We start from the raw sequence: 19757 nt of genomic DNA on the forward strand, positions 1-19757 counted from the left end.
TCATCGACGGAACCCGCGGCAGGGACGCGCGCCCTGCTCCCGGCGGCTCGCACATTCGCCCCGCTCGCTTCGCTCCCGGCGGCTCGGCCCCCTGCTCCCTGAGGTGCGAGCGAAGCGAGCCTCGAAGGGCCGCCGATCCGAGAACGCAAGGTACAGATTGCGTTTCGGCAGCGCGCTGTACACCGGCGCGCCGAGCATGACGACGACCGAACCGTAGGCGGTGACTTCCCCCGGCCGACCCGCCCAACCGGGATGCACGGTTCCCGACCTCGACATGTACGGGGCGTGCCCGGCCGTGCCGCCGCCCCGGCGACCGACGACCGAGAACACCTCAGCGCGGGCGGACTGCGGGGAGAGTTCGAAGACGGCACGCCCACCCGGTGGGCATTCGACGAAGGTGAACTCCGTGCCGGACCGATGGACCACCCCGATCCAGTCGCTGCCCGCGTTGCGTACGACGAACGTCGAACCGCCCGTCCGGTACTGGTACGAGACACCGGCCGCCGCGGCATCGAGCATGTGCCGACCGGAGACACCGCCGTTCCACTCCGCGCTCCACGGGGTGAGATATCGCTGGTCGAGGAACTCGCGGCGGGTGGGGATCGGAACCGTCACCGGCATCACCCGCCCGTCGCGCACCCACACCGCGCCGTACAGAACCGGCCGGCCGTCAGCGGTGCGGGGGGCCTGGAGGTAGGTGAGCGAATCCGCCTCCGGCAGAGCGATTTCCGAACCGGGAGGCAAGAGTTCGACATACGACCGGCCATCCTCGAGCAGGACCACGGCAGCCACGTCGTGCACACCACGGTTGTGGACGGCGATGCGGTCACCGGCCTCCCGCGACAGGTCCTCGGCGTGGAACAGGCCGGCGGCGTGCGGGTCGGCGAACGCGAATCGGGGTGCCGACGCCGTCCCGAAGTCCGGGTCGCCCGGGGTCCAGTAGTTCTCGCCCACCACGGGTTCGATGCGATCGCGATCCTGCGTCCCGACCGCCGCGGCGACATGCATGGTCACCATCTCTTCTTCTCCCTCTCGGCGCCCCGGCGGGCGCCGTGGACTGTGCTGTGCTCCCAGTCCAGCGGTTTCACGCCGCGGTTTCGCGAGTACTGCGCTACGCGAATCTTGTAGCGCTGCCCTACCTGCGCCCGGATCGGTTTCGGATGGAACCGGGACGCAGATCGAGTCGACGCAGCAGCTGTGCGTTCAACGCCACGACCACCGTCGAGGCGGACATCAGGATCGCGCCGACACTCATGGGCAGGACGAACCCGATCGGCGCCAGGATCCCGGCCGCCAACGGCACCGAGATGAGGTTGTAACCTGCTGCCCACCAGAGGTTCTGCGCCATCTTCCGATAGCCGGCACGCGACAGCTCGATGACCGACAGGACCGATCGCGGATCAGAGGAGGCGAGGATGACGCCGGCCGAGCCGATGGCCACGTCGGTGCCGGCACCGATCGCGATCCCGACGTCGGCCTGCGCGAGTGCGGGGGCGTCGTTGACGCCGTCGCCGACCATCGCGACGCGACGACCTTCGTGCTGCAGGTCCGCGACGATGGCGGCCTTGTCCTCGGGTCGGACCCCGGCGTACACCCGGTCGATGCCCAACCGGCCGGCGACATCGTCGGCCACCGCCTGCGCGTCGCCGGTGATCATCACGACCTGCACGTCGAGAGCGTGGAGTTCGTCCACGGCCACACGCGACTCCGGACGCACCTCGTCGGCGAGCCGGAACGCCCCCACGACACGATCGTCGACGAGCACGTGCAGGATGATCGCCCCCTGCTCCCGCCACGACGACGCGACGGGCAGTTCGTCGAGGCCGTGCTCGGCGAGCAGGTTGGGTCCACCCACCCGGACCCCGTGGCCGTCGACGGACGCCGACACCCCCACCGCGGGCGACGATGAGAAGTCCTGTGCGACGGGCAGATCGATTCCCTCATCTCGAGCGGCCCGCACGATCGCCGAGGCCAGCGGATGCTCACTGCCCGTCTCCGCGGCGGCCGCGAGGGTCAGCACTCGACGCCGGTCCTGCCCGGGAGCCGGTTCGAGCTCGAGGACGGTCGGTTCTCCCTTCGTCAGGGTGCCGGTCTTGTCGAAGAGCACGGCGTCGACGTTGCGCATCGACTCGAGGGCGAGCCTGTCCTTGATCAGGACCCCGGCACGCGCGGCCCGCTCTGTCGCGATGGAGACGACGAGCGGGATCGCGAGCCCCAACGCGTGGGGGCATGCGATGACCAGCACCGTGATCACGCGAACGACCGCCTCGTCGGGCGATCCGACCGCGGTCCAGGCGATCGCGGTGAGGACCGCGGCGCCGAGTGCGAACCAGAACAGCCACCCGGCCGCGGTATCGGCGAGTCGTTGGGCCCGTGACGACGATGCCTGCGCATCGGCGACGAGGCGTCCGATCCCGGCCAGCGCGGTGTCGTCGCCGGTCGCGGTCACGCGGACCCGCAGTCCGGAATCGGTCGCGACGGTGCCGGCGACCACGACGTCACCGACCTCCCGCCGAACGGGTGCCGACTCCCCGGTGACCATCGACTCGTCCATGCTCGCCGAACCGTCGACGATGGCGCCGTCGGCGGGCACGGACCCGCCGGGCCGGACGACGACCACGTCGCCGACGACCAGTTCCTCGGGAGATACCGAGATGATGTCGCTGCCCACGACCTTCTCGGCCTCGTCCGGAAGGAGCGCGGCGAGTGAGTCGAGAGCCGATGTCGTCCGGGCCAGCGAGCGCATCTCGATCCAGTGGCCGAGCAGCATGATCACGACGAGCAGTGCCAGCTCCCACCAGAAATTCAGGTGGTGGTCGAACAGGTGCAGCGTCGAACCCCAGGAGGCGACGAAGGCGACGGTGAGCGCGAGCGAGATCAGAAGCATCATCCCCGGGCGACGAGCTCGGAGCTCGGCGGCCGCGCCGACGAGGAACGGGCGCCCGCCCCACACGAAGAGAACTGTGCCGAGCAGCGGTGACACCCACCGGACCCACTCCGCGTCGGGCAGACCGTAGCCGAGTATGTCGGCGAACATGTCGTTGAAGGCCACGGTCGGGACCGCCAGCACGAGCATGATCCAGAACAGTCGCCGGAATTGCGCCACGTGGTCGCCGTGGCCCGCATGGCCGGCATGTCCGCCGTGGCCGGTGTGATCGGCGTGCCCCTCGTGGCCGTCGGGCCCGGGATCGAACTGGGGGCGGTGCGCGTGGTCGGCCGGTGCCGGCGTTGTCGGTGGATGGTCGTGGTGCGTGTTCATGAGGTCGAGGGTATACCCCCCTAGGGTATATACGCCAGGGGTACTTCTACCCTGTAGGGGTATTCACCGAACAAACCGTCAGCAGACATGGAACGGCCCCCGCACCGCCCACGAAGGGCCTGCGCCGACCGGACCGGGTCGGGATGCGGGGGCCGGGTGACCACCTGGTATTCGCTTGCGCCGACCGGCGGGAATCCCGCCTCGGTGCGACACGAATGCCACACGGTCAACTGCTAACGGATGGTCACCTCACATGTCCGATGAGAAATCACTATCAGACCACCTCCTTCCTTGTGTACCCGCGAACGTACGCCCGATTCGGGCGGGCCGCAACGGATTAAGGCGGTCAGGGAGTCGGCACCGGCGCCACGGACGGGCCGGGAGCCGGGGACGGCGCACCGGAGGGTGCCGAACTCGGGCCGGGCAGCGGCTTCGCGTCGGGCGGCAATGACTCGACGACCTCGATCTTCGATCGGAACGTGTCGTCGGTGATCACCTCGATCGAGTTGATCATCCAGCGGTCGCCCTCGCGTTTCATGTCGAAGGTCAGCCGCGACGGGTTGATGCTCACGAGTTCCTTGTTGCCGCGGGTCACCGACTGATTCATGAAGATCAGGACCTGCGAGGTGTCCGCGGTGTTGGTCACCACACCCGCGTCCTGGATCGTCACCTCGGACACCACCGACTGCTTGCGCACCTCGGCGGCGAGATTGTTGTCGGTGATCAGCTTCGTGTACTCCGGCTTCGCCGGCCCGGTGAGCACACTCATCGACTGGTCGATGTGCTCGGTGACGTTCTCGGCGTTGTACCCGAACATCGTCGTCGCGTAGTCCCGGGCCGCCGCCAGCGACGATGCGCGGGCGTCCTCGACCCCGCGGCCCTGGGTGAAGCGAAAACCGAGAAATGCGGTCACGGCGATCGCGGCGACCAGCACCACGCCGAGTGCGATCAGACCCAGGCGCCCCTTGCGCAGGGCGAATCGAGATCCGGTCGACTTCGGCGCGGGCTCGGATCGGGGCGCGGACTCGGAGCGGGCCGACATCACGCCACCCACTCGAAGTCGGTCATCTTGAGGTCGCCGTTGATCCGCGTCATGTCCACCCGCCAGCGGAACACCTTCTCCTGTGACGGCACCTCGCCGTCGAGCGATCGCTGATGCCAGCCGAACACCATGATGACCGAGCCTTCGTCGGGTTCGGCCTTGGTCACCGCGGACGAGAGGATGAGCGAGCGGGTCTCGAGCTTGCCGTCCCGGACAAGGGCCGCCACCTGCTGGATGTTGTTCTCGACCTCTTGCTTGACCTTGCCGCTCGTGTCCTCCTGGACCGACGTCAGCGTCTGGTCGACGGTGTCGGGATTCATGCTGGTCAGGTTCACGAGAACCTGCGAAGCGAACGCGGAATACTCGGCCCGCAGGTCGTCGGTCCGGTCCTGACGCGCGATGCCGAGCGCGAACACCACCGATGCGATGGCGCACACGACGATGACCACGAGCGCCACCACGACGCCCACGATCGCCTTCGCCGACCGACGACGATCGGACCCGCGATAACGGACGCGACGCTTGCCTTTCCGCGTCACCGCCGCCGACGACGCCGCGGCCGTCCGGGCGCGTCGACGCTCCCGGTAACCGACGGTCTTCTCGACCTCGGACGGGTCGGGCGAGATCGACTGCTCCGCAGTGACTTTCTCCTCGTGCTCGGCGGTGGTCATCGGCTGCGCGGCGGCCACATCCGAGGACTCGGGTTCCACGGGCGCGGGGACCGGGGCGGCCGGCGTCGACGGCTTCTTCCCCGTCGGACGCCCACGCCGGATCGGCGCCGACCGCACCGGCCGCTTCACGTTGCGGCGATCACCTGCACGCTCCGAGCCGGACCGTTCCGGGGACGTCGTGCGAGGACCGTCCGGCGTCACGGGGTGACCGTCCCGCTGATCATCGTCTGCCATGTACTGCTCTGTTCCTGCTCATCACTGCCGGCCCCGGCGTTGTAGGTCTTCCCGTCGGGCCCGATGAAGTCACCCGAGTCCGGGTCGTAGGTCGTCGCATACACCGCGGGCTCCGCGTCGAAGTCCTTCGGTGTGCCGGGTGTCACGGTACCGGAGGACGCCGGCTGCCATTTCAGGCCGAACGGCAGCCCACTCTGGAACGGGTCGACCGAGCCCGGTTTCGGTACGTAGCCTGTGGCACACTCTGCGGGGGTGGGTGCGCGACGGCCCGGAAACTCCGCGCACGGATAGTTACGCGCACCGCGGACGGCGATGTTGGAGTTCTGCGGCACCCGGCACAGCATGCCCGGTGGCAGCTCGCGAGCGGTCTGCACCGACGGCCAGCGCCAGTCCTCCTTGGGCAGGAAGCCGATGTTGCAGGGTGGCCGATCCTGGAACCCGAGCGAGAAGTTGACGTTCGGACCGAATCTGGTGGTGCCGGTGTTCAACGCCGTGATCAGTGAATTGACCAGTCGCGGATAGAGAACGAGCACCTGCTTCCAGTTCGGCAGGTACACCACCTGGGTCTTGGCGATCGTACCGAGGTTCGACACGAGCAACGGGTACGACGCACCGAGGGATTCGAAGAGTTCCTGACTCTTCGACGCGGTCGACGGCCCCTTGCGCAGGATGTCGCCGATCTCGGGCCGGTTCGCCCGCAACTGATCGGTGAACGCGGTGACGTTTCTTGTCCAGGAACGGATGTCGTCGGCCGTACGTGACTGGGTTGCCAGCAGTGGTGCGCCCTGTTCGACGAGTTGGATTGTCGTGTCGGTGTTCTTGTTCGCCTCGTCGACGAACAGCACCATCGAGTCCAGCAGGCGCTGCAACGCCTCCCCGGTGCCGTTGAACGCGATGAACGCCTCGTCCATCAGCGACCGCAAACGGGTGTCACCGATCTCGGCCAGCAGGCGGTCGGCCTGGTCGAGCATCGCCGAGATCTCCACCGGGACCTCGTCGGTCGACACCGTCGCGCCGTCCTGCAGGTATTCGCCGGACTCGCCCGCCTCGGGATCCGGCGTGAACTCGACGAACTGCTCACCGATCGCGGAGACGCTGCGCACCGACGCGGTCGACGAAGCCGGGATCTCCGCGCTGTTCTCGATCGTCAGCACCGCTTCGACGCCGGTGTCGGTCAGCTGCACGGAGTCGACCTTGCCGACGTACACGCCGCGGTAGCTGACGTTCGCGTTCTGGTACAGCCCACCGCTGGTGGGCAGCAGCAGCTGCACCTGGTAACTGCCGACCCCGAACATCGACGGGATGCGGATGTAGAACAGCGCCATCACCACCATCGCGACCACGGTCACGATGGCGAAGATCATCAGCTGCATCCGGACGAATCTCGTGATCTTCATCAGCGGCCACCTCCCGCGGCCGGGACTGCCGCCGGCGTGGTCGGCGAGACCCGCGGGACCATGTTCGCCGGAATCGGTTCGGCCGAGTCGGGCACGCGTTCGCCGCCCGGTTGCAGGGGCGCGATGAACGGGTTCAGTCCGCGCGCGGCGGCGCCTGCGGGCCGTCCGAAGACGCCCTCGGGGCCGGTGACGCCGAGGCTGGCGAACATGCTCTTGCTCAGTCGTTCGACGGTGAGGTCGAGCACCAGATCGGAGTTCACGTAGTCACCCTTGACGATCTGTCGGATCGTCGGCTCGTAGAACGGGAAGGTCAGCAGGATGTTCAGCGATTGAGTCATCGCGGGACCCGCGGCCTGGAGCTGATCGAGGGCCGGTTCGATCCCCTCCACGATCGTCACGATGTCCTCGGAGTTGGCGTCGAGGATGTCGTTGGCGGTCTTCGACAGCGTCGCGACCGAACCGAGAGTGTCGAGGAACTGCTGACGCTGGTCGACGAGCAACTGCAGGATCTGCGGGGCGTCGGCGAGCGCCCGCTCGATGGTGCCCTTCTGCTCGTTCATGGTGCGCGACAACCGGTCGAGTCCCTCGGTCGCGCGGATGATGTTGCCCTTCTGCGCATCCAGATCGGCGACGAGGGTGTTCAACCGCGGGATGAGCTCCTTGATCTGCTCCTCGCGTCCGCCGAAGACGTCGCTCATCTCGTGCACGATGTCGCCGATCTGCGACAACCCACCGCCGTTGAGGACCACCGACAGCGAACTCAGCACCTGCTCGGTACTGGGGTAGGTACACGCCGACACCTGTTGTGCCGCATTAATGTCGGGCACCGCGGGCACCGACGGGTCGGTCACGATGTTGGACTGCTCGGGACACTTGGTCAGGGGGATCTGGTCGCCGGGTTCGAGCCGGCCGCCCTCGGGCTCGGCCGGTTGCACGATCTCGAGGTGCGTCGAACCCAGCACACTGGTCAGCCCGACCATGACATGCGAACCGCGCGGGACGATCACCCCGTCGTTGAGCCGCATCGTGACGAGCGCGTTCCAGTCCTGGACCTCGATGTCGCCGATGCTGCCGACCGTCGCGTCGTCGATGAGCACCGGCGCGTTGTTGACCAGTCCGGCCGCCGACGGGATGACCGCGGTGATCTCGTAGGATTCACCGCCGGTACCTTCGGCTCCAGGGACCGGGAGCGAGTTGGGGCCGTCGAAGGAACATCCGGCGAGGACGAGCGCGAGGCTCGCCGCGCCCACGATGAGCGAACCACGGGGTCGTACCGACCTCATCGCTCACCCCCGAACGGCACCAGCAGATCCTCGAGCGGGCTGCCCCGGTTGTCACGACGGGTCTCGTTGTCGAGCCGGGTGACCCCGGCATTCGCACGAGCCCGGACGCTCGCGTTCTGGTACTCGAGCTGGCTCGGCGTGGCGTTGCGACCCTGCACCGGATTGGTCAGGAACGGTGGGTAGTTCATCGAGATCGACGACAGGACCGGAGCCAGGATCTCCACACACTTGTCGACATCCGCCATCGTCGATCCCGGCCGCTTGGTGGATTCCATGGTTCCGCACAACAGAGTGATGAGATTTGTTCCCATCCCCAAACCGAAGACACCCGACAGGGATCCCGAAAGCGGGTTGTAGATGTTGTAGAAGTTCGCGAGCTGGTTGGGCGCCGAATGCAACACGCCACGCACCTGTTCGTCCTTGTCCGCCACGATCTTCGTACTCGCGGCCAGACGCTCCACCGATGACGACAGCGCCGTCTGATTGGTGTCGATGAAGGTCTGCACATCGGTCATCGCCGCGTCGAGACCTTTGAGCGCCTCATCGAGCTCGGTCGTGTTGTCCGCGAGCACGGAACTGACCGAGGCGATCCGGCCGTTGAACTGCACGAGTTGCTCGTGGCTTCCCGACAATGCATCGGTGAGTTTCTGAAGACTCTGGATGGTGGCGAACAGGTCGCCGCTGCCGGCTGCGAGGGTGCCGATCACGTCGGACACCTCCCGGATCGACGCGTTGATCGCCTCGCCGTTGCCCTCGAGATTCTCGTCGAAGACGTTCACCGCCTTGGCCGCCGAGCCCGGATCGGCCCCTTGCGGACCGATGGCCTCGGTGAGTCGGGTGAGCTGGGCCTTGATGTCGTCCCACTCCATCGGCGCCGCGGTGCGGTCCATCGGGATGTCGGCGCCGTCGGACATCTCCGGCCCACCGGAGTAGACCGGCGTCAGCTGTACGAACCGACCGGAGACCAGGCTCTGCGCGACGATGACGGCCTTCGCGTCCTGCGGGATGTCGACGCTCTTGTCCACGCGCAGTTCGACTTTCACGTCGTTCTCGCGCGGGGTGATCGCGGAGACGCTACCCACGTTCACACCGAGCACCCGGACCGGGTCCCCCTTGTACAGACTGGCGACCCCGGCGAAGTAGGCGGTGAACGTATTCGTCGTCGACTTGGTGAACACCTTCCAGCCCACGAGGACCAGGGCGACCGCGAGAATCACGGCGAGTACCCCGAAGAGCACCTTGCGTCCGATGGACATACTTCCGACGGTCATGTCACCTCCCCCTCGTGGTCGGCGCGGGCGTGGGATAGGTCGGGCTGGGCAGTGGTCCGCGCGGCGTATCGCTACCCGCTGGAGGTCCCAGGCTCCAGCCCTGTGGAAGCAGCGGGTTGCCCGTGTACATCAGCGACTGCCACAGCTGCGGGTACCGACCGCGCAGGGCGTTGAGGAACACCGCGGTGTAGTCGCCGAAGGTGTTCACGCCGACGAGGGAATCGAAGTTCGGGCCCGACGCCACTGCTTCGCCGAGGGTGTTCGCGAACGGTCCGAGACGGTCGATCGTCTCCTTCAGCTCTTTCTCGTTGTCGGTGAGGATCGTCGCGACGCGGTCGAACTTCTGCAGCACGGGCGTCAGCTGCGCGTTGTTCTCGGCGATGAAGCCCCGCAGCTGAGCGGTGACGTCACCGATCCCCTTGATCAGCTGGTTGAGCGCGTAGCGCCGCATCTCGATCTCCCCGACGAGCGCGTTGGCGTCGATGAGCAACCGGTTGATCTGTTCGTTGCGGTCGCCGACGATCTTGCTCACCTGGTTGGCCTTGGCGAGCAGCGCCCGCAGTTCCTTGTCGCGGTCGGCGACCGCTTTCGACAGCCGGGCCACCCCGTCGACCGCGCCCTGGACCTGATCGGGGGTCTCGGAGAAGGTGATGGTCAGGGTGTTCAGTGCCTCGTTGAGTTGGTCGGTGTCGGTCTCGGCCACGGTGTCGGTCGCACCTTCGAGCGCATCCTGCAGCGAGTACGGCGAGATCGTGTTGCCGACCGGGATCGAGCCACCGGGCTTGATCCGGTCGCCACCGTGCGGGATGACGGTGAGGTTGCGCCGGCCCAGCACGGTCTCGGTCCGGATCGCGGCCTGGGAGTCCGCACCCATCTCGACGGTGTCGTCCATCCGGAATCCGACCTTGACCTTGGTCCCGTCGTCGGTGCCGGCCAGTTCGATCGACTCGACGGTGCCCACCTGGACGCCGGAGACGGACACGATGTCGCCCGTGGTCAGCCCGCCCGCGTCGTCGAAGTAGGCGCTGTAGGTGCTGATCGGCGAGATGTAGGGCAACTTGTCCATCTGCATGGCGGTGATGACCACCAGGCCGATGACCACGATGCCGATGACGCCGACCTGGGCACGGCTGCGTTGCCCGCGCTTCTCCTCACGGGCGACGTCGGCCTCGTCGGACTCGGATCTGCGGCTCGAGAACATGCCGCCGAAGGGAAGACTCATGAGCCGTCACACCTTCCGCCGGCCGTCGTGGAGTTGCCCATCACGTTGTTCGATGTGTACAGGATGGTCTGGCCACCGGGCGCCGGGAGCATCAACCGGATGCGGCAGAAGTAGATCTGCAGCCAGGCACCGTAGGAACCCAGGTTCGACAGCGTCTTGTAGTCCTCGGGGAGTCGGGAGATCAGGTTGCGGATGAAGGGTTCCGCGGCGAGCAACTCCTCCGAGACCCGGCCGGTGTTGGTCACCATCGACTGCAGGGTGGGCCGTGTGGTCCCCAGGAGGTCCGCGAGGCCGTTGGTCACCCGCGAGGTCTGCGTCAGTGCGTTGCCGACGGTGCTCTTCTGTTCCGCCAGTCCGGTGACCAACTGCTGCAGCAGGTCGACGCTGGTGTCGAGGCCCTCGCGGTCGCCGTCGAGCGTGGCGAGGGTCGTGTTGAGGTTGTCGATGACGTCGCCGATCAGTTCGTCGCGGTCGGCGAGCGTGTTGGTGAACGACGAGGTGTTCTCCAGCAGCGTGTTCAACGCGCCGCCCTGTCCCTGGAACACCGCGATCAGCGAGCTGGTCAGCGCATTGGCCTCGTCGGCGTCCAGAGTCCGGAACAGCGGTTTGAAGCCACCGACGAGCTTGTCGAGATCGAGCGCGGGCTCGGTCTGGGCGACCGGGATCTGGGCGCCGTCGGCGAGGAAGGTGGAGGTGTCGCCGGTCCCCTGCTGCAGCTCGAGATACCGGTCGCCGGTGAGGTTCTCGTATCGGATCAGCGCGCGGACCGATTCCGGCAGCGGATACTGCTGGTCGACGCTGAAGGTGATGACGGCGTCGTTGTCACGGTTCAGTTCGACGCCACCGACGGACCCGACCTCGACGCCGGCGATCTTGACCTTGCTGCCCGACTGCATCGCCGAGGCGCTCGTGAAGACGGCGCTGTACTCGTTCGACGCCCCGGAGCGGTATCGGCTGAAGACGACCACCAGCGCCACGAACACCAGGACCATCACCACCGTGAAGGCGCCCAGCTTGATCAGGGTCGCGCGGAACGCGCGGGCGCGATTATCCACGGGGGGGCTCTCCGAACAGGATCTGGAACAGCTTCTGTGAGTTCGCCTTCGGCTTGGTTCTGGGTTGATAGGGCTGCGGCGCATTGTTTCCGACGTAGAACGGCGCGTGCACCTTGGTCGCCGGATCACCCAGCCCGCCCTGGCACGTCGGCGGGCCCTCTACCCCGACACGGGGCAGGTCGTACGGATATTGATACGGATCCTTGCCGGGGAGGATGCTCGCGTCGAGCATCAGCATGCCGTTGCGCTCACCGAGGAACGGTGCCGCGACCTCCGACGCGACCGCACTCGCGGTCAGGAAGCACTTGATCCCGGGCGCGTTGTAACCGAGCAGCGCGGCAATGGGATCGAGGTCGGACAGCGCACCGATGAGCGTGTTCTTCGACGGCGCGATGACCCCGTTGATGGTGTTCGCCATCCCGGTGGCATTGATGAGCAGGGCGTCGAGGTTGGACGTGTTGTCCACCAACGTGTTCCCGACGACGGTGAAGTTGTCGACGGTGCGCAGCAGATCCGGCATCGAGTCCGCGTACACGTTGGTGACGGTCGCACCTTCCCGGAACAGCCGGTTCAGCGCGGGCAGATGGGGATTGGTCTTGCCGAGCAGTGCGGTCAGCTGCTCGAGGGCGACGCCGATCTCCTCACCCTGCCCCTGCAGCGCGGTGTCGATCGCACCGAGCGTCGCGTTGAGCTTCTCCGGCTGCAGCTGTGCGAGCACCGAGACGAGCTGCTGGTACACGGTGTTCAGTTCGACGACGACGCGGTCGGCGGGGATCTCGGCACCCGCGGTCAGCGTGCCCTCCGGCTCGCCGGGCACCACGAAGTTGACGGCCTTGGCGCCGAAGATGGTGTTCGACTTGATGTCGGCGGCCACATTGGCGGGGATCTTCGCCATATCACCGTCGGCGATGTCGAGGGTGAGGATCGCGTCGCCCCCGCGCTCGGTGATCTCCGCGACGCGCCCCACCTCGACGCCGCGCAGCTTGACCTTGGCGTCGGGGTTCATCACCAGGCCGGCCCGGGGAGCCACGAGGGTGACCTGCTGGGTTCCCTGGAAAGCACCGAGGAACGACGCGCTGGCCCCGATGATCAGGGCCAGCAGCACCGCGACCATGACCACCGCCGCCGTCCGGCGGGTCGCCCGTGAACGCTCTTGTCTCCTGCTCATCGCTCAGCCCGCCAGGTTGAACTTGCCGTCGGCGCCATAGATGGCGAGGGAGGTCAGAAGTGTGATCACGACCACAACAACGAGCGATGCGCGGACCGCGTTCCCGACAGCGACACCGACGCCGACCGGCCCGCCCGAGGCGTTGTAGCCGTAGTACGTGTGGATCAGCATGACGGCGACCGCCATACAGATCGCCTGCACGAACGACCACAGGATGTCCGACGGGATGAGGAACGTGTCGAAGTAGTGGTCGTACACGCCGGGCGACTGTCCGTAGAGGAACACCGTCGCCGAGCGGCTCGCGAGGAACGACGCCAGTGACGCCAGCGCGTAGAGCGGGATGATCGCGATCAGCCCGGCGATGATGCGCGTGGACACCAGGTACGGGATGGACGAGATCGCCATCGTCTCGAGCGCGTCGATCTCCTCCGAGACGCGCATGGCACCGAGCTGCGCCGTCGCGCCCGCACCGATGGTCGCGGCGAGGGCGATACCGGAGATCACCGGGACGGCGATGCGCACATTGATGAACGCCGAGAAGAAGCCGGTGAGGGCCTCGACGCCGATGTTGGCCAGCGAGCTGTAACCCTGGACGGCGATGGTGCCGCCGGTGAAGAGGGTCAGGAACCCGACGACCACGACGGTGCCGCCGATCATCGCCAGCGCGCCGGTGCCCATGGAGATCTCGGCGATGAGCCGCAGCGTCTCCTTCTTGTAGTGCTTGATCGCACGCGGGATCGACACGACGCTGTCCCAGTAGAACAGCGCCTGGTCGCCGATCTGATCCCAGTCCTCGCCGGCTCGCTTGGCCGCGACGCGCGCGGTCCGGAACCGGGTGGTGAACGGAAGTACCATCGCTCAGCCCGCCGTTGCCTTGAGACCGACCGCCGTCACGACGACGTTGACGACGAACAGCGCCATGAACGAGTACACGACGGTCTCGTTGACGGCATCGCCGACGCCCTTCGCGCCGCCTTTGACGTTGAGTCCCTGGTAGCAGCCGACCATCCCGGCGAACAGACCGAACAGAGCGGCCTTGACCATCGAGATCATCAGCTCGCCGAACCCGGTGAGCAGGGTCAGGTTGGCAACGAACGCACCGGGATTCACATCCTGGAGGTAGACGGAGAAGATGAATCCGCCGCCGATGCCGATCGTGCAGACGAGGCTGTTCAGCAGCAAGGCCACCCCGGTGGAGGCCACGATGCGCGGGACCACCAGCCGGTGGATCGGGTTGATGCCGAGCACCTTCATCGCGTCGATCTCTTCGCGGATGGTCCGGGCGCCGAGGTCGGCGCAGATCGCGGTGGCGCCGGCACCGGCGACGATCAGCACGGTGACGATCGGGCCGATCTGGGTGACGGTGCCGAGAGCGGCACCCGCGCCGGACAGGTCCTGCGCGCCGATCTCGCGCAACAGGATGTTCAGGGTGAAGCTGACGAGAACCGTGAACGGGATGGCGACCAGGAGGGTGGGCACCATCGACACGCGGGCGATCGCCCAGGACTGTTCGACGGTCTCCCGCCACTGAAACGGACGGTGGAACAGCTCGCGCGCCGACTCGACGCCGAGCGCCACGAAATCACCGATTCCACTGAGGGGTGTGGCCAGTTTGCTCAGCATCGCCCAACCCCCTTCACCCTCGCACCATCGCGAAACCTATCACGCACAATCGAGCTGAATTGGTCAGTTGACCAGAGCGCTTGCCGAGAATGTGCGTCCCGGATCGCGGTCGGCGAAGTGTCCCGTCAGGGTCTTCGCGAGGTCATCGGCGGACCACGCATCACCCTCGGCGACGAAGACCTCGTCGACGGTCGGCGCGGCCATCAGGGTGACCTTGGGACCGTAGACGACGAACACCTGACCGGTGACGGCGTCGGAGTCGGAGCCGGCGAGGTAGGTGACCAGCCGCACGACATGCTCGGGATCGAGAGGGTCCACTCCGTCGGTGGGTGCGTCGCCGAAGACGGCGGCGGTCATCGCGGTCCGCGCCCGCGGGCAGATCGCGTTGGCGCGCACGCCGTATCGCTTGAGGGCACGCGAGGCCGACAGCGTGAGTGCGGTGATACCCGCCTTCGCGGCGCCGTAGTTGGCCTGCCCTTCGGGACCCAGCAGCCCGGCCTCCGAGGCGGTGTTGATGATCCGGCCGAACACCGGGCCGCCCGCCTCCTTGGAGGCCGCGCGCCAGTGCGCCGCCGCATTGCGGGTGAGCAGGAAGTGTCCGCGCAGGTGTACGCGGATCACCAGGTCCCACTCGTCGTCGGTCATGTTGAACAGCATCTTGTCGCGCACCACGCCGGCGTTGTTCAGGACGATGTCGAGCGAGCCGAGCTGGTCGGTCGCCGTCGTCATGATGGCGGCGGCGGTGGCCGAGTCGCCGATGTCGCCGGGCACCGCGACCGCGCGGCCGCCGGCGGCGGTGATCGTGTCGATCACGTCGCTCTGATCAAGCGCCGCGGGGAGGTCGTTCACGACGACCGTGGCCCCCTCGGCCGCCAGTCCGATGGCCTCCGCACGACCGAGACCAGCACCTGCACCGGTGACGACCGCGACGCGACCGTCCAACGTGTAACCCACCCGATTTCCTCCTGAGCTAAAACTAGAACCTGTTCTAGCATGATTCGCGGATGGATGGAACAGATCGGCGTTTTCGCTCGGGTCAGTCCTCGACGACGGTCAGCGCCGACTTCGGACAGTTGGCGGCGACCTGACGCAGTTCCTCGACACGGTCCGCGGGGATGTCTTCTTGGAGAATCACCAGGTAGTCGTTGTCATCCAGATCGAAGAAGTCCGGAGCCATCCCCACGCAGATGGCGTTGGACTCGCAGAGGTCGAAATCTGCCTTGATACGCATCGGAACCGTCTCCTCGTCGATAAGTCACCTGTTGACTGGGCTGTGAGAACAGGTTAGAACGTGTTTCAGAAGTGCACGAGCACTTCGTCTGTCAACTTGACCATAAGCCGGGACCGGACGCTAGCCGATCCACCCCTTGGAGTGTCGATGCGCATCGCCTATACCGACCAACAAGCCGAGCTCCGAAGGGAACTCCGCGACTACTTCTCCGGCCTCATGACCGAGGAACGTCGTGCCGCCCTGTCGGGCGGCGACGGTGAACTCGGCGAGGGCGACGCGTACCGTGACGTCGTCGCGCAGATGGGCGCCGACGGCTGGCTCGCCCTGGGCTGGCCCACCGAGTTCGGTGGCCAGAACAGGTCGATGATGGACCAGCTGATCTTCACCGACGAGGCGGCGATCGCGGGTGCACCCGTCCCGTTCCTCACCATCAACTCCGTGGCGCCGACGATCATGAACTACGGGTCGGACGAGCAGAAGGCGTACTTCCTCCCCCGGATCGCGGCGGGCAAACTGCACTTCTCCATCGGGTACTCCGAGCCGGGCGCCGGCACCGACCTCGCCGCACTGCGGACCACCGCGGTCCGCGACGGCGACGACTACGTCATCAACGGCCAGAAGATGTGGACCAGTCTGGTCGCCTACGCCGACTACATCTGGTTGGCCTGCCGCACCGATCCGTCGACGCTGGAACCGGGCGGCAAGAAGCACAAGGGCATCTCGATGCTCATCGTGCCCACCACCGCCGAGGGCTTCAGTTACACGCCGGTGCACACCATGTCGGGGGTGGACACCAGCGCGACCTACTACCAGGACGTCCGGGTCCCCACGTCGTCGATCGTCGGCGAGGAGGGCGGCGGGTGGCCGCTGGTCACCAACCAGCTCAACCACGAGCGGGTCGCGCTCTGCAGCGCGGCGCCGATCCAGACCGCCCTGCGCGAGACGATCGCGTGGGCTCAGCAGACCAAGACCGGCGACGGTCATCGGGTGATCGACGCCCCATGGGTGCAGCAGAACCTGGCCCGCGTCCACGCCAAGGTCGAGTTCCTCAAGCTGATCAACTGGAAGATCGCCTCGGTCGCGAGTTCCGGCGGATCGCCGAGCCCGGCCGACGCCTCCGCGACGAAGGTCTACGGCACGGAGTTCGCCACCGAGGCCTACCGACTCCTCATGGAGGTCGTCGGACCGGCCGCGACGCTGCGAACCGGAAGCACCGGCGCGCACCTGAACGGTCGCCTGGAGCGGTTCCAGCGCACGTCGCTGATCCTCACGTTCGGCGGCGGCACCAACGAGATCCAGCGCGACATCATTGCGATGCTCGCCCTCGGCCTGCCGCACCAGCGCAGATAGCCCCGACCGCTGGTTGAGCAGCCAGCGAGCACGCCCCCGCTGGTTGAGTAGCCCCGAGCGAGCGCAGCGAGCACCCGCCCCACCCGCTGGTTGAGTAGCCCCGAGCGAGCGCAGCGAGCACGCGGCGTATCGAAACCACCAACCGCACCCCGAACCTGGAGACCCACCATGGACTTCTCGCTTCCCGAATCCGGCGCCGACGTCCGCGGGCTGGCCCGCGACATCGCGACGTCGATCAGCACCCCCGAGCGGGTCGCCGAACTGGAGACGGCTCGTGCCGCGCTCGACGCGGACCTGTGGCGCGAACTCGGCGGCGCCGGACTCCTGGGCCTCGAGTTGTCCTCCGAGACGGCCGGGGATGCCGGCGGCGACCTCGGGATCGTCGAGAATGCGCTCGTGGCAACCGAACTCGGACGCGTGCTGGCCCGCGTACCGTTCGGTCCGCACGCGATCGCCGCCCTTCCGGTGATCGCCACGCACGGCTCGTCGGCACTCCGGGAGCGGATCCTCGGGTCCGGGGCCACCGGCGACTCGGTGCTCACGGTCGCGGTCGAGGAGGACCTGGCCACCGACTTCACCTCGCCCGCAACCACCTTCTCGTCCGACGGTGGCCTGACCGGCGTGAAGGTCGACGTCCCCTACGCCGAGGCCGCGGACATGTTCGTGGTCACCGCGTCCGGACCCGACGGTGTCGTCGCGGTGGTCGTGGCCGCCGATGCCCCGGGCGTCGTCGTCACCCCGACCCCCGCCACCGGGCTGATCCCGTCGGCGCAGGTCGAATTCGACGGCACGCCGGTGTCCGACGACGCCGTTCTCGACGGCGGCGCCGACACGGCCGCGACGCTCATCGCGCGTGCGACCCTGGCCTGCTGCGCCGAACAGACCGGCGTCGTCGAACGCGGCCTCGAGCTCACCGCCGAGTACGCCCGCGAGCGCGAGCAATTCGGCCGCGCCATCGGGTCGTTCCAGGCGGTCGCCCAACGTCTCGCCGACGGGTACATCGATGCCCAGGGGCTGGCACTCACGACGACGCAGGCGGCCTGGTTGCTCGACCATTCGACCGGCCACACCCCGGAACTGCAGAATGCGGTCGCCACCGCCAAGTTCTGGGCCGCCGAGGCCGGGCACCGGGTGGCGCACACTGCCGTACATGTGCACGGTGGTGTCGGCCTCGACACCAGTCACCCGGTCCATCGTTACTTCCTGCGCGCCAAGCACAACGAGTTCGCATTCGGTTCCGCGACCGCCTCGGTGCGGGCCATCGGAGCCGAACTGGCCGCCACGCCGGCGTGAACCGACCGGTCGCGGCGACGCAAGCCTCGACGGTCGCCGATCTGCTCGCTCCGCTGATCGAGATCGACGACCGCGGGGTCTGGTTCGAAGACGGATTTCGCTCCTGGACCGATCATCTCGCCGATGCGGCGTTGCTGGCCGGGGTGTTGCGCGGCCGGTTGTCGGATGACCGCCCGCGTCACGTGGGCGTGCTGCTGGCGAATACGCCGGTGTTCAGCGCGCTCTTCGCCGCGGCGGCACGTCACGGATTCGTGCTGGTGGGCCTGAACACCACCCGGCGTGGCGACGCGCTCGCCGCCGACATCGCCCGTGCCGAATGCCAGATCGTGCTGTGCGGCGACGACACCCGGCATCTGCTGGACGGCCTCGACCTGGGCGGAACCCGCGTTGTCGATGTCGATTCGCCCGAATGGGCGGCCGCGGTGATCGCGGGTAAGCCGGCACCCCTTGCCGACGCGGCGCCGGACGACCTGCTGATGCTGATCTTCACGTCGGGGACGACCGGCGACCCGAAGGCCGTGCGGTGTACGCACCGGACCTTCGCGACCAGCGGTCCGATGCTGGCCGATCGCTTCGATATCGGGCCGAACGATGTCGCGTATCTCTCGATGCCGATGTTCCATTCGAACGCGATGATCGCCGGGTGGTGCGTCGCGGTGGCGGGCGGGGCGTCGATCGCGTTGCGGCGCAGCTTCTCCGCGCGTGGGTTCGTCGACGACGTCCACCGGTACGGCGTGACGTATGCCAACTACGTCGGCAAACCGATGCACTACATCCTCGCGACCGATCCGCGCCCCGACGACGCGGCGAGTCCACTGCGGATCATGTACGGCAACGAGGCATCTGCCCGCGATCGGCTCCGGTTCTCCGAACGATTCGGCTGCCGCGTCGTCGACGGATTCGGATCCACCGAGGGCGGGGTGGCCATCACGCGCACCCCCGACACACCCGATGATGCCCTGGGCCCGCTGCGCGAACCGACCGCGGTCGTCGACGTCGACACCGCCGAGCCCGTTCCGGCCGGCGTGGTCGGTGAGATCGTGAACCTCTCAGGGCCCGGCCTTTTCGCCGGCTACCACAACGATCCCGACGCCACCGCGGACCGCATGCGCGGCGGGATCTACCACACCGGCGACCTCGCCTGGGTCGACGACGCCGGTTACCTGCACTTCGCCGGACGTCTCGGCGACTGGTTGCGCGTCGACGGCGAGAACATCGGCACCGGCCCCATCGAGCGAATCCTGCTGCGTCACCCGGCGATACGGCAGGTCGCGGTGCACGGCGTGCCGGTCGAGATCGGTGACGAGATCGAGGCGGTCCTCGTCGCCGACGTGCTCACGGCCGACGACTTGAGCCAGTTCCTCTCCGCGCAAGAAGATCTCGGCCCGAAACAGTGGCCGCATCGGGTGCGGCTCGTCGACGAACTCCCCGAGACCGCGACCTTCAAGACCGTCAAACGCCTCCTGGCTTCCGATGCCACCCCGCCCACCTGGCGTCGGGACGGTCGGGTCTATCGCGCCGCGACGTAGGCTCCCTCCCACGATCCGTATGACGTTGTGCCCGGTTTCCGGGCATCACGTCATACGGATCTTCTGCGCCCCTGTGGATGGCGCTCCGCGTTCGCGATCGTCACGCACTACGTTGACAGCGCACAGTTC

The 19757-nt window shown here is 67.3% G+C and carries 17 protein-coding genes; 3 read left to right on the forward strand and 14 right to left on the reverse strand.

Annotated features, from left to right (window positions below):
- The 14 genes from M4D77_RS04945 to M4D77_RS05010 all read right to left on the reverse strand — a co-directional run bounded on the left by M4D77_RS04945 (position 1) and on the right by M4D77_RS05010 (position 15456).
- Complete coding sequence (locus M4D77_RS04945) at positions 1–1017, reverse strand: hypothetical protein (RefSeq protein ID WP_231742640.1); 1017 nt, start codon at positions 1015–1017, stop codon at positions 1–3.
- A 118-nt stretch (positions 1018–1135) separates the two neighbouring features.
- Positions 1136–3259, reverse strand: coding sequence for a heavy metal translocating P-type ATPase (locus M4D77_RS04950; RefSeq protein WP_259935668.1), 2124 nt, complete (start codon positions 3257–3259; stop codon positions 1136–1138).
- Between the two features lie 346 nt (positions 3260–3605).
- Positions 3606–4301, reverse strand: coding sequence for a hypothetical protein (locus M4D77_RS04955; protein WP_231742641.1), 696 nt, complete (start codon positions 4299–4301; stop codon positions 3606–3608).
- A complete protein-coding gene (locus M4D77_RS04960) occupies positions 4301–5206 on the reverse strand; it encodes a hypothetical protein (RefSeq protein ID WP_058253544.1) in 906 nt (301 codons plus the stop codon). The genes M4D77_RS04955 and M4D77_RS04960 overlap by 1 nt, the downstream gene beginning before the upstream one ends.
- Positions 5170–6603: an MCE family protein gene (locus M4D77_RS04965; RefSeq protein ID WP_259935669.1), complete on the reverse strand. Its 1434-nt coding sequence runs from the start codon at positions 6601–6603 to the stop codon at positions 5170–5172. The genes M4D77_RS04960 and M4D77_RS04965 overlap by 37 nt, the downstream gene beginning before the upstream one ends.
- Positions 6603–7886, reverse strand: a complete 1284-nt coding sequence (locus M4D77_RS04970) for an MCE family protein (protein WP_058253546.1) — start codon at positions 7884–7886, stop codon at positions 6603–6605. Before M4D77_RS04970 ends, M4D77_RS04965 begins: the two co-directional genes overlap by 1 nt.
- Positions 7883–9157, reverse strand: a complete 1275-nt coding sequence (locus M4D77_RS04975) for an MCE family protein (RefSeq protein WP_078113626.1) — start codon at positions 9155–9157, stop codon at positions 7883–7885. The genes M4D77_RS04970 and M4D77_RS04975 overlap by 4 nt, the downstream gene beginning before the upstream one ends.
- Before the next feature lies 1 nt (position 9158).
- Positions 9159–10379, reverse strand: a complete 1221-nt coding sequence (locus tag M4D77_RS04980) for an MCE family protein (protein WP_078113625.1) — start codon at positions 10377–10379, stop codon at positions 9159–9161.
- On the reverse strand, positions 10376–11434 hold the full coding sequence (locus tag M4D77_RS04985; RefSeq protein ID WP_259935670.1) for an MCE family protein: 1059 nt from the start codon (positions 11432–11434) through the stop codon (positions 10376–10378). The genes M4D77_RS04980 and M4D77_RS04985 overlap by 4 nt, the downstream gene beginning before the upstream one ends.
- A complete protein-coding gene (locus tag M4D77_RS04990; protein ID WP_065629792.1) occupies positions 11427–12548 on the reverse strand; it encodes an MCE family protein in 1122 nt (373 codons plus the stop codon). The genes M4D77_RS04985 and M4D77_RS04990 overlap by 8 nt, the downstream gene beginning before the upstream one ends.
- Positions 12549–12605: 57 nt before the next feature.
- Positions 12606–13457, reverse strand: a complete 852-nt coding sequence (locus M4D77_RS04995; protein ID WP_137810434.1) for an ABC transporter permease — start codon at positions 13455–13457, stop codon at positions 12606–12608.
- Between the two features lie 3 nt (positions 13458–13460).
- The gene (locus M4D77_RS05000; protein WP_065629749.1) at positions 13461–14225 is read right to left on the reverse strand and encodes an ABC transporter permease; all 765 of its coding nucleotides are present in this window, start codon (positions 14223–14225) and stop codon (positions 13461–13463) included.
- Between the two features lie 63 nt (positions 14226–14288).
- Positions 14289–15179, reverse strand: coding sequence for a 3-oxoacyl-ACP reductase (locus M4D77_RS05005; RefSeq protein WP_137810435.1), 891 nt, complete (start codon positions 15177–15179; stop codon positions 14289–14291).
- Between the two features lie 82 nt (positions 15180–15261).
- A complete protein-coding gene (locus M4D77_RS05010) occupies positions 15262–15456 on the reverse strand; it encodes a ferredoxin (RefSeq protein ID WP_065629750.1) in 195 nt (64 codons plus the stop codon).
- Between the two features lie 147 nt (positions 15457–15603).
- Here M4D77_RS05010 and M4D77_RS05015 point away from each other — a divergent pair, with 147 nt between their 5' ends.
- The 3 genes from M4D77_RS05015 (at position 15604) to M4D77_RS05025 (ending at position 19628) form a co-directional block, all read left to right on the forward strand.
- Entirely contained in the window at positions 15604–16806 is a 1203-nt protein-coding gene (locus tag M4D77_RS05015) for an acyl-CoA dehydrogenase family protein (RefSeq protein WP_058253575.1), read from the forward strand.
- Between the two features lie 168 nt (positions 16807–16974).
- Positions 16975–18099 (forward strand): acyl-CoA dehydrogenase family protein, encoded by a 1125-nt coding sequence (locus tag M4D77_RS05020; protein WP_259935671.1) that lies wholly within the window; start codon positions 16975–16977, stop codon positions 18097–18099.
- On the forward strand, positions 18096–19628 hold the full coding sequence (locus tag M4D77_RS05025; RefSeq protein ID WP_259935672.1) for a long-chain-fatty-acid--CoA ligase: 1533 nt from the start codon (positions 18096–18098) through the stop codon (positions 19626–19628). Before M4D77_RS05020 ends, M4D77_RS05025 begins: the two co-directional genes overlap by 4 nt.
- Positions 19629–19757: the final 129 nt, after the last annotated feature.

Source organism: Gordonia sp. p3-SID1431, assembly GCF_025143765.1.
Classification (GTDB): Bacteria; Actinomycetota; Actinomycetes; order Mycobacteriales; family Mycobacteriaceae; genus Gordonia; species Gordonia hongkongensis.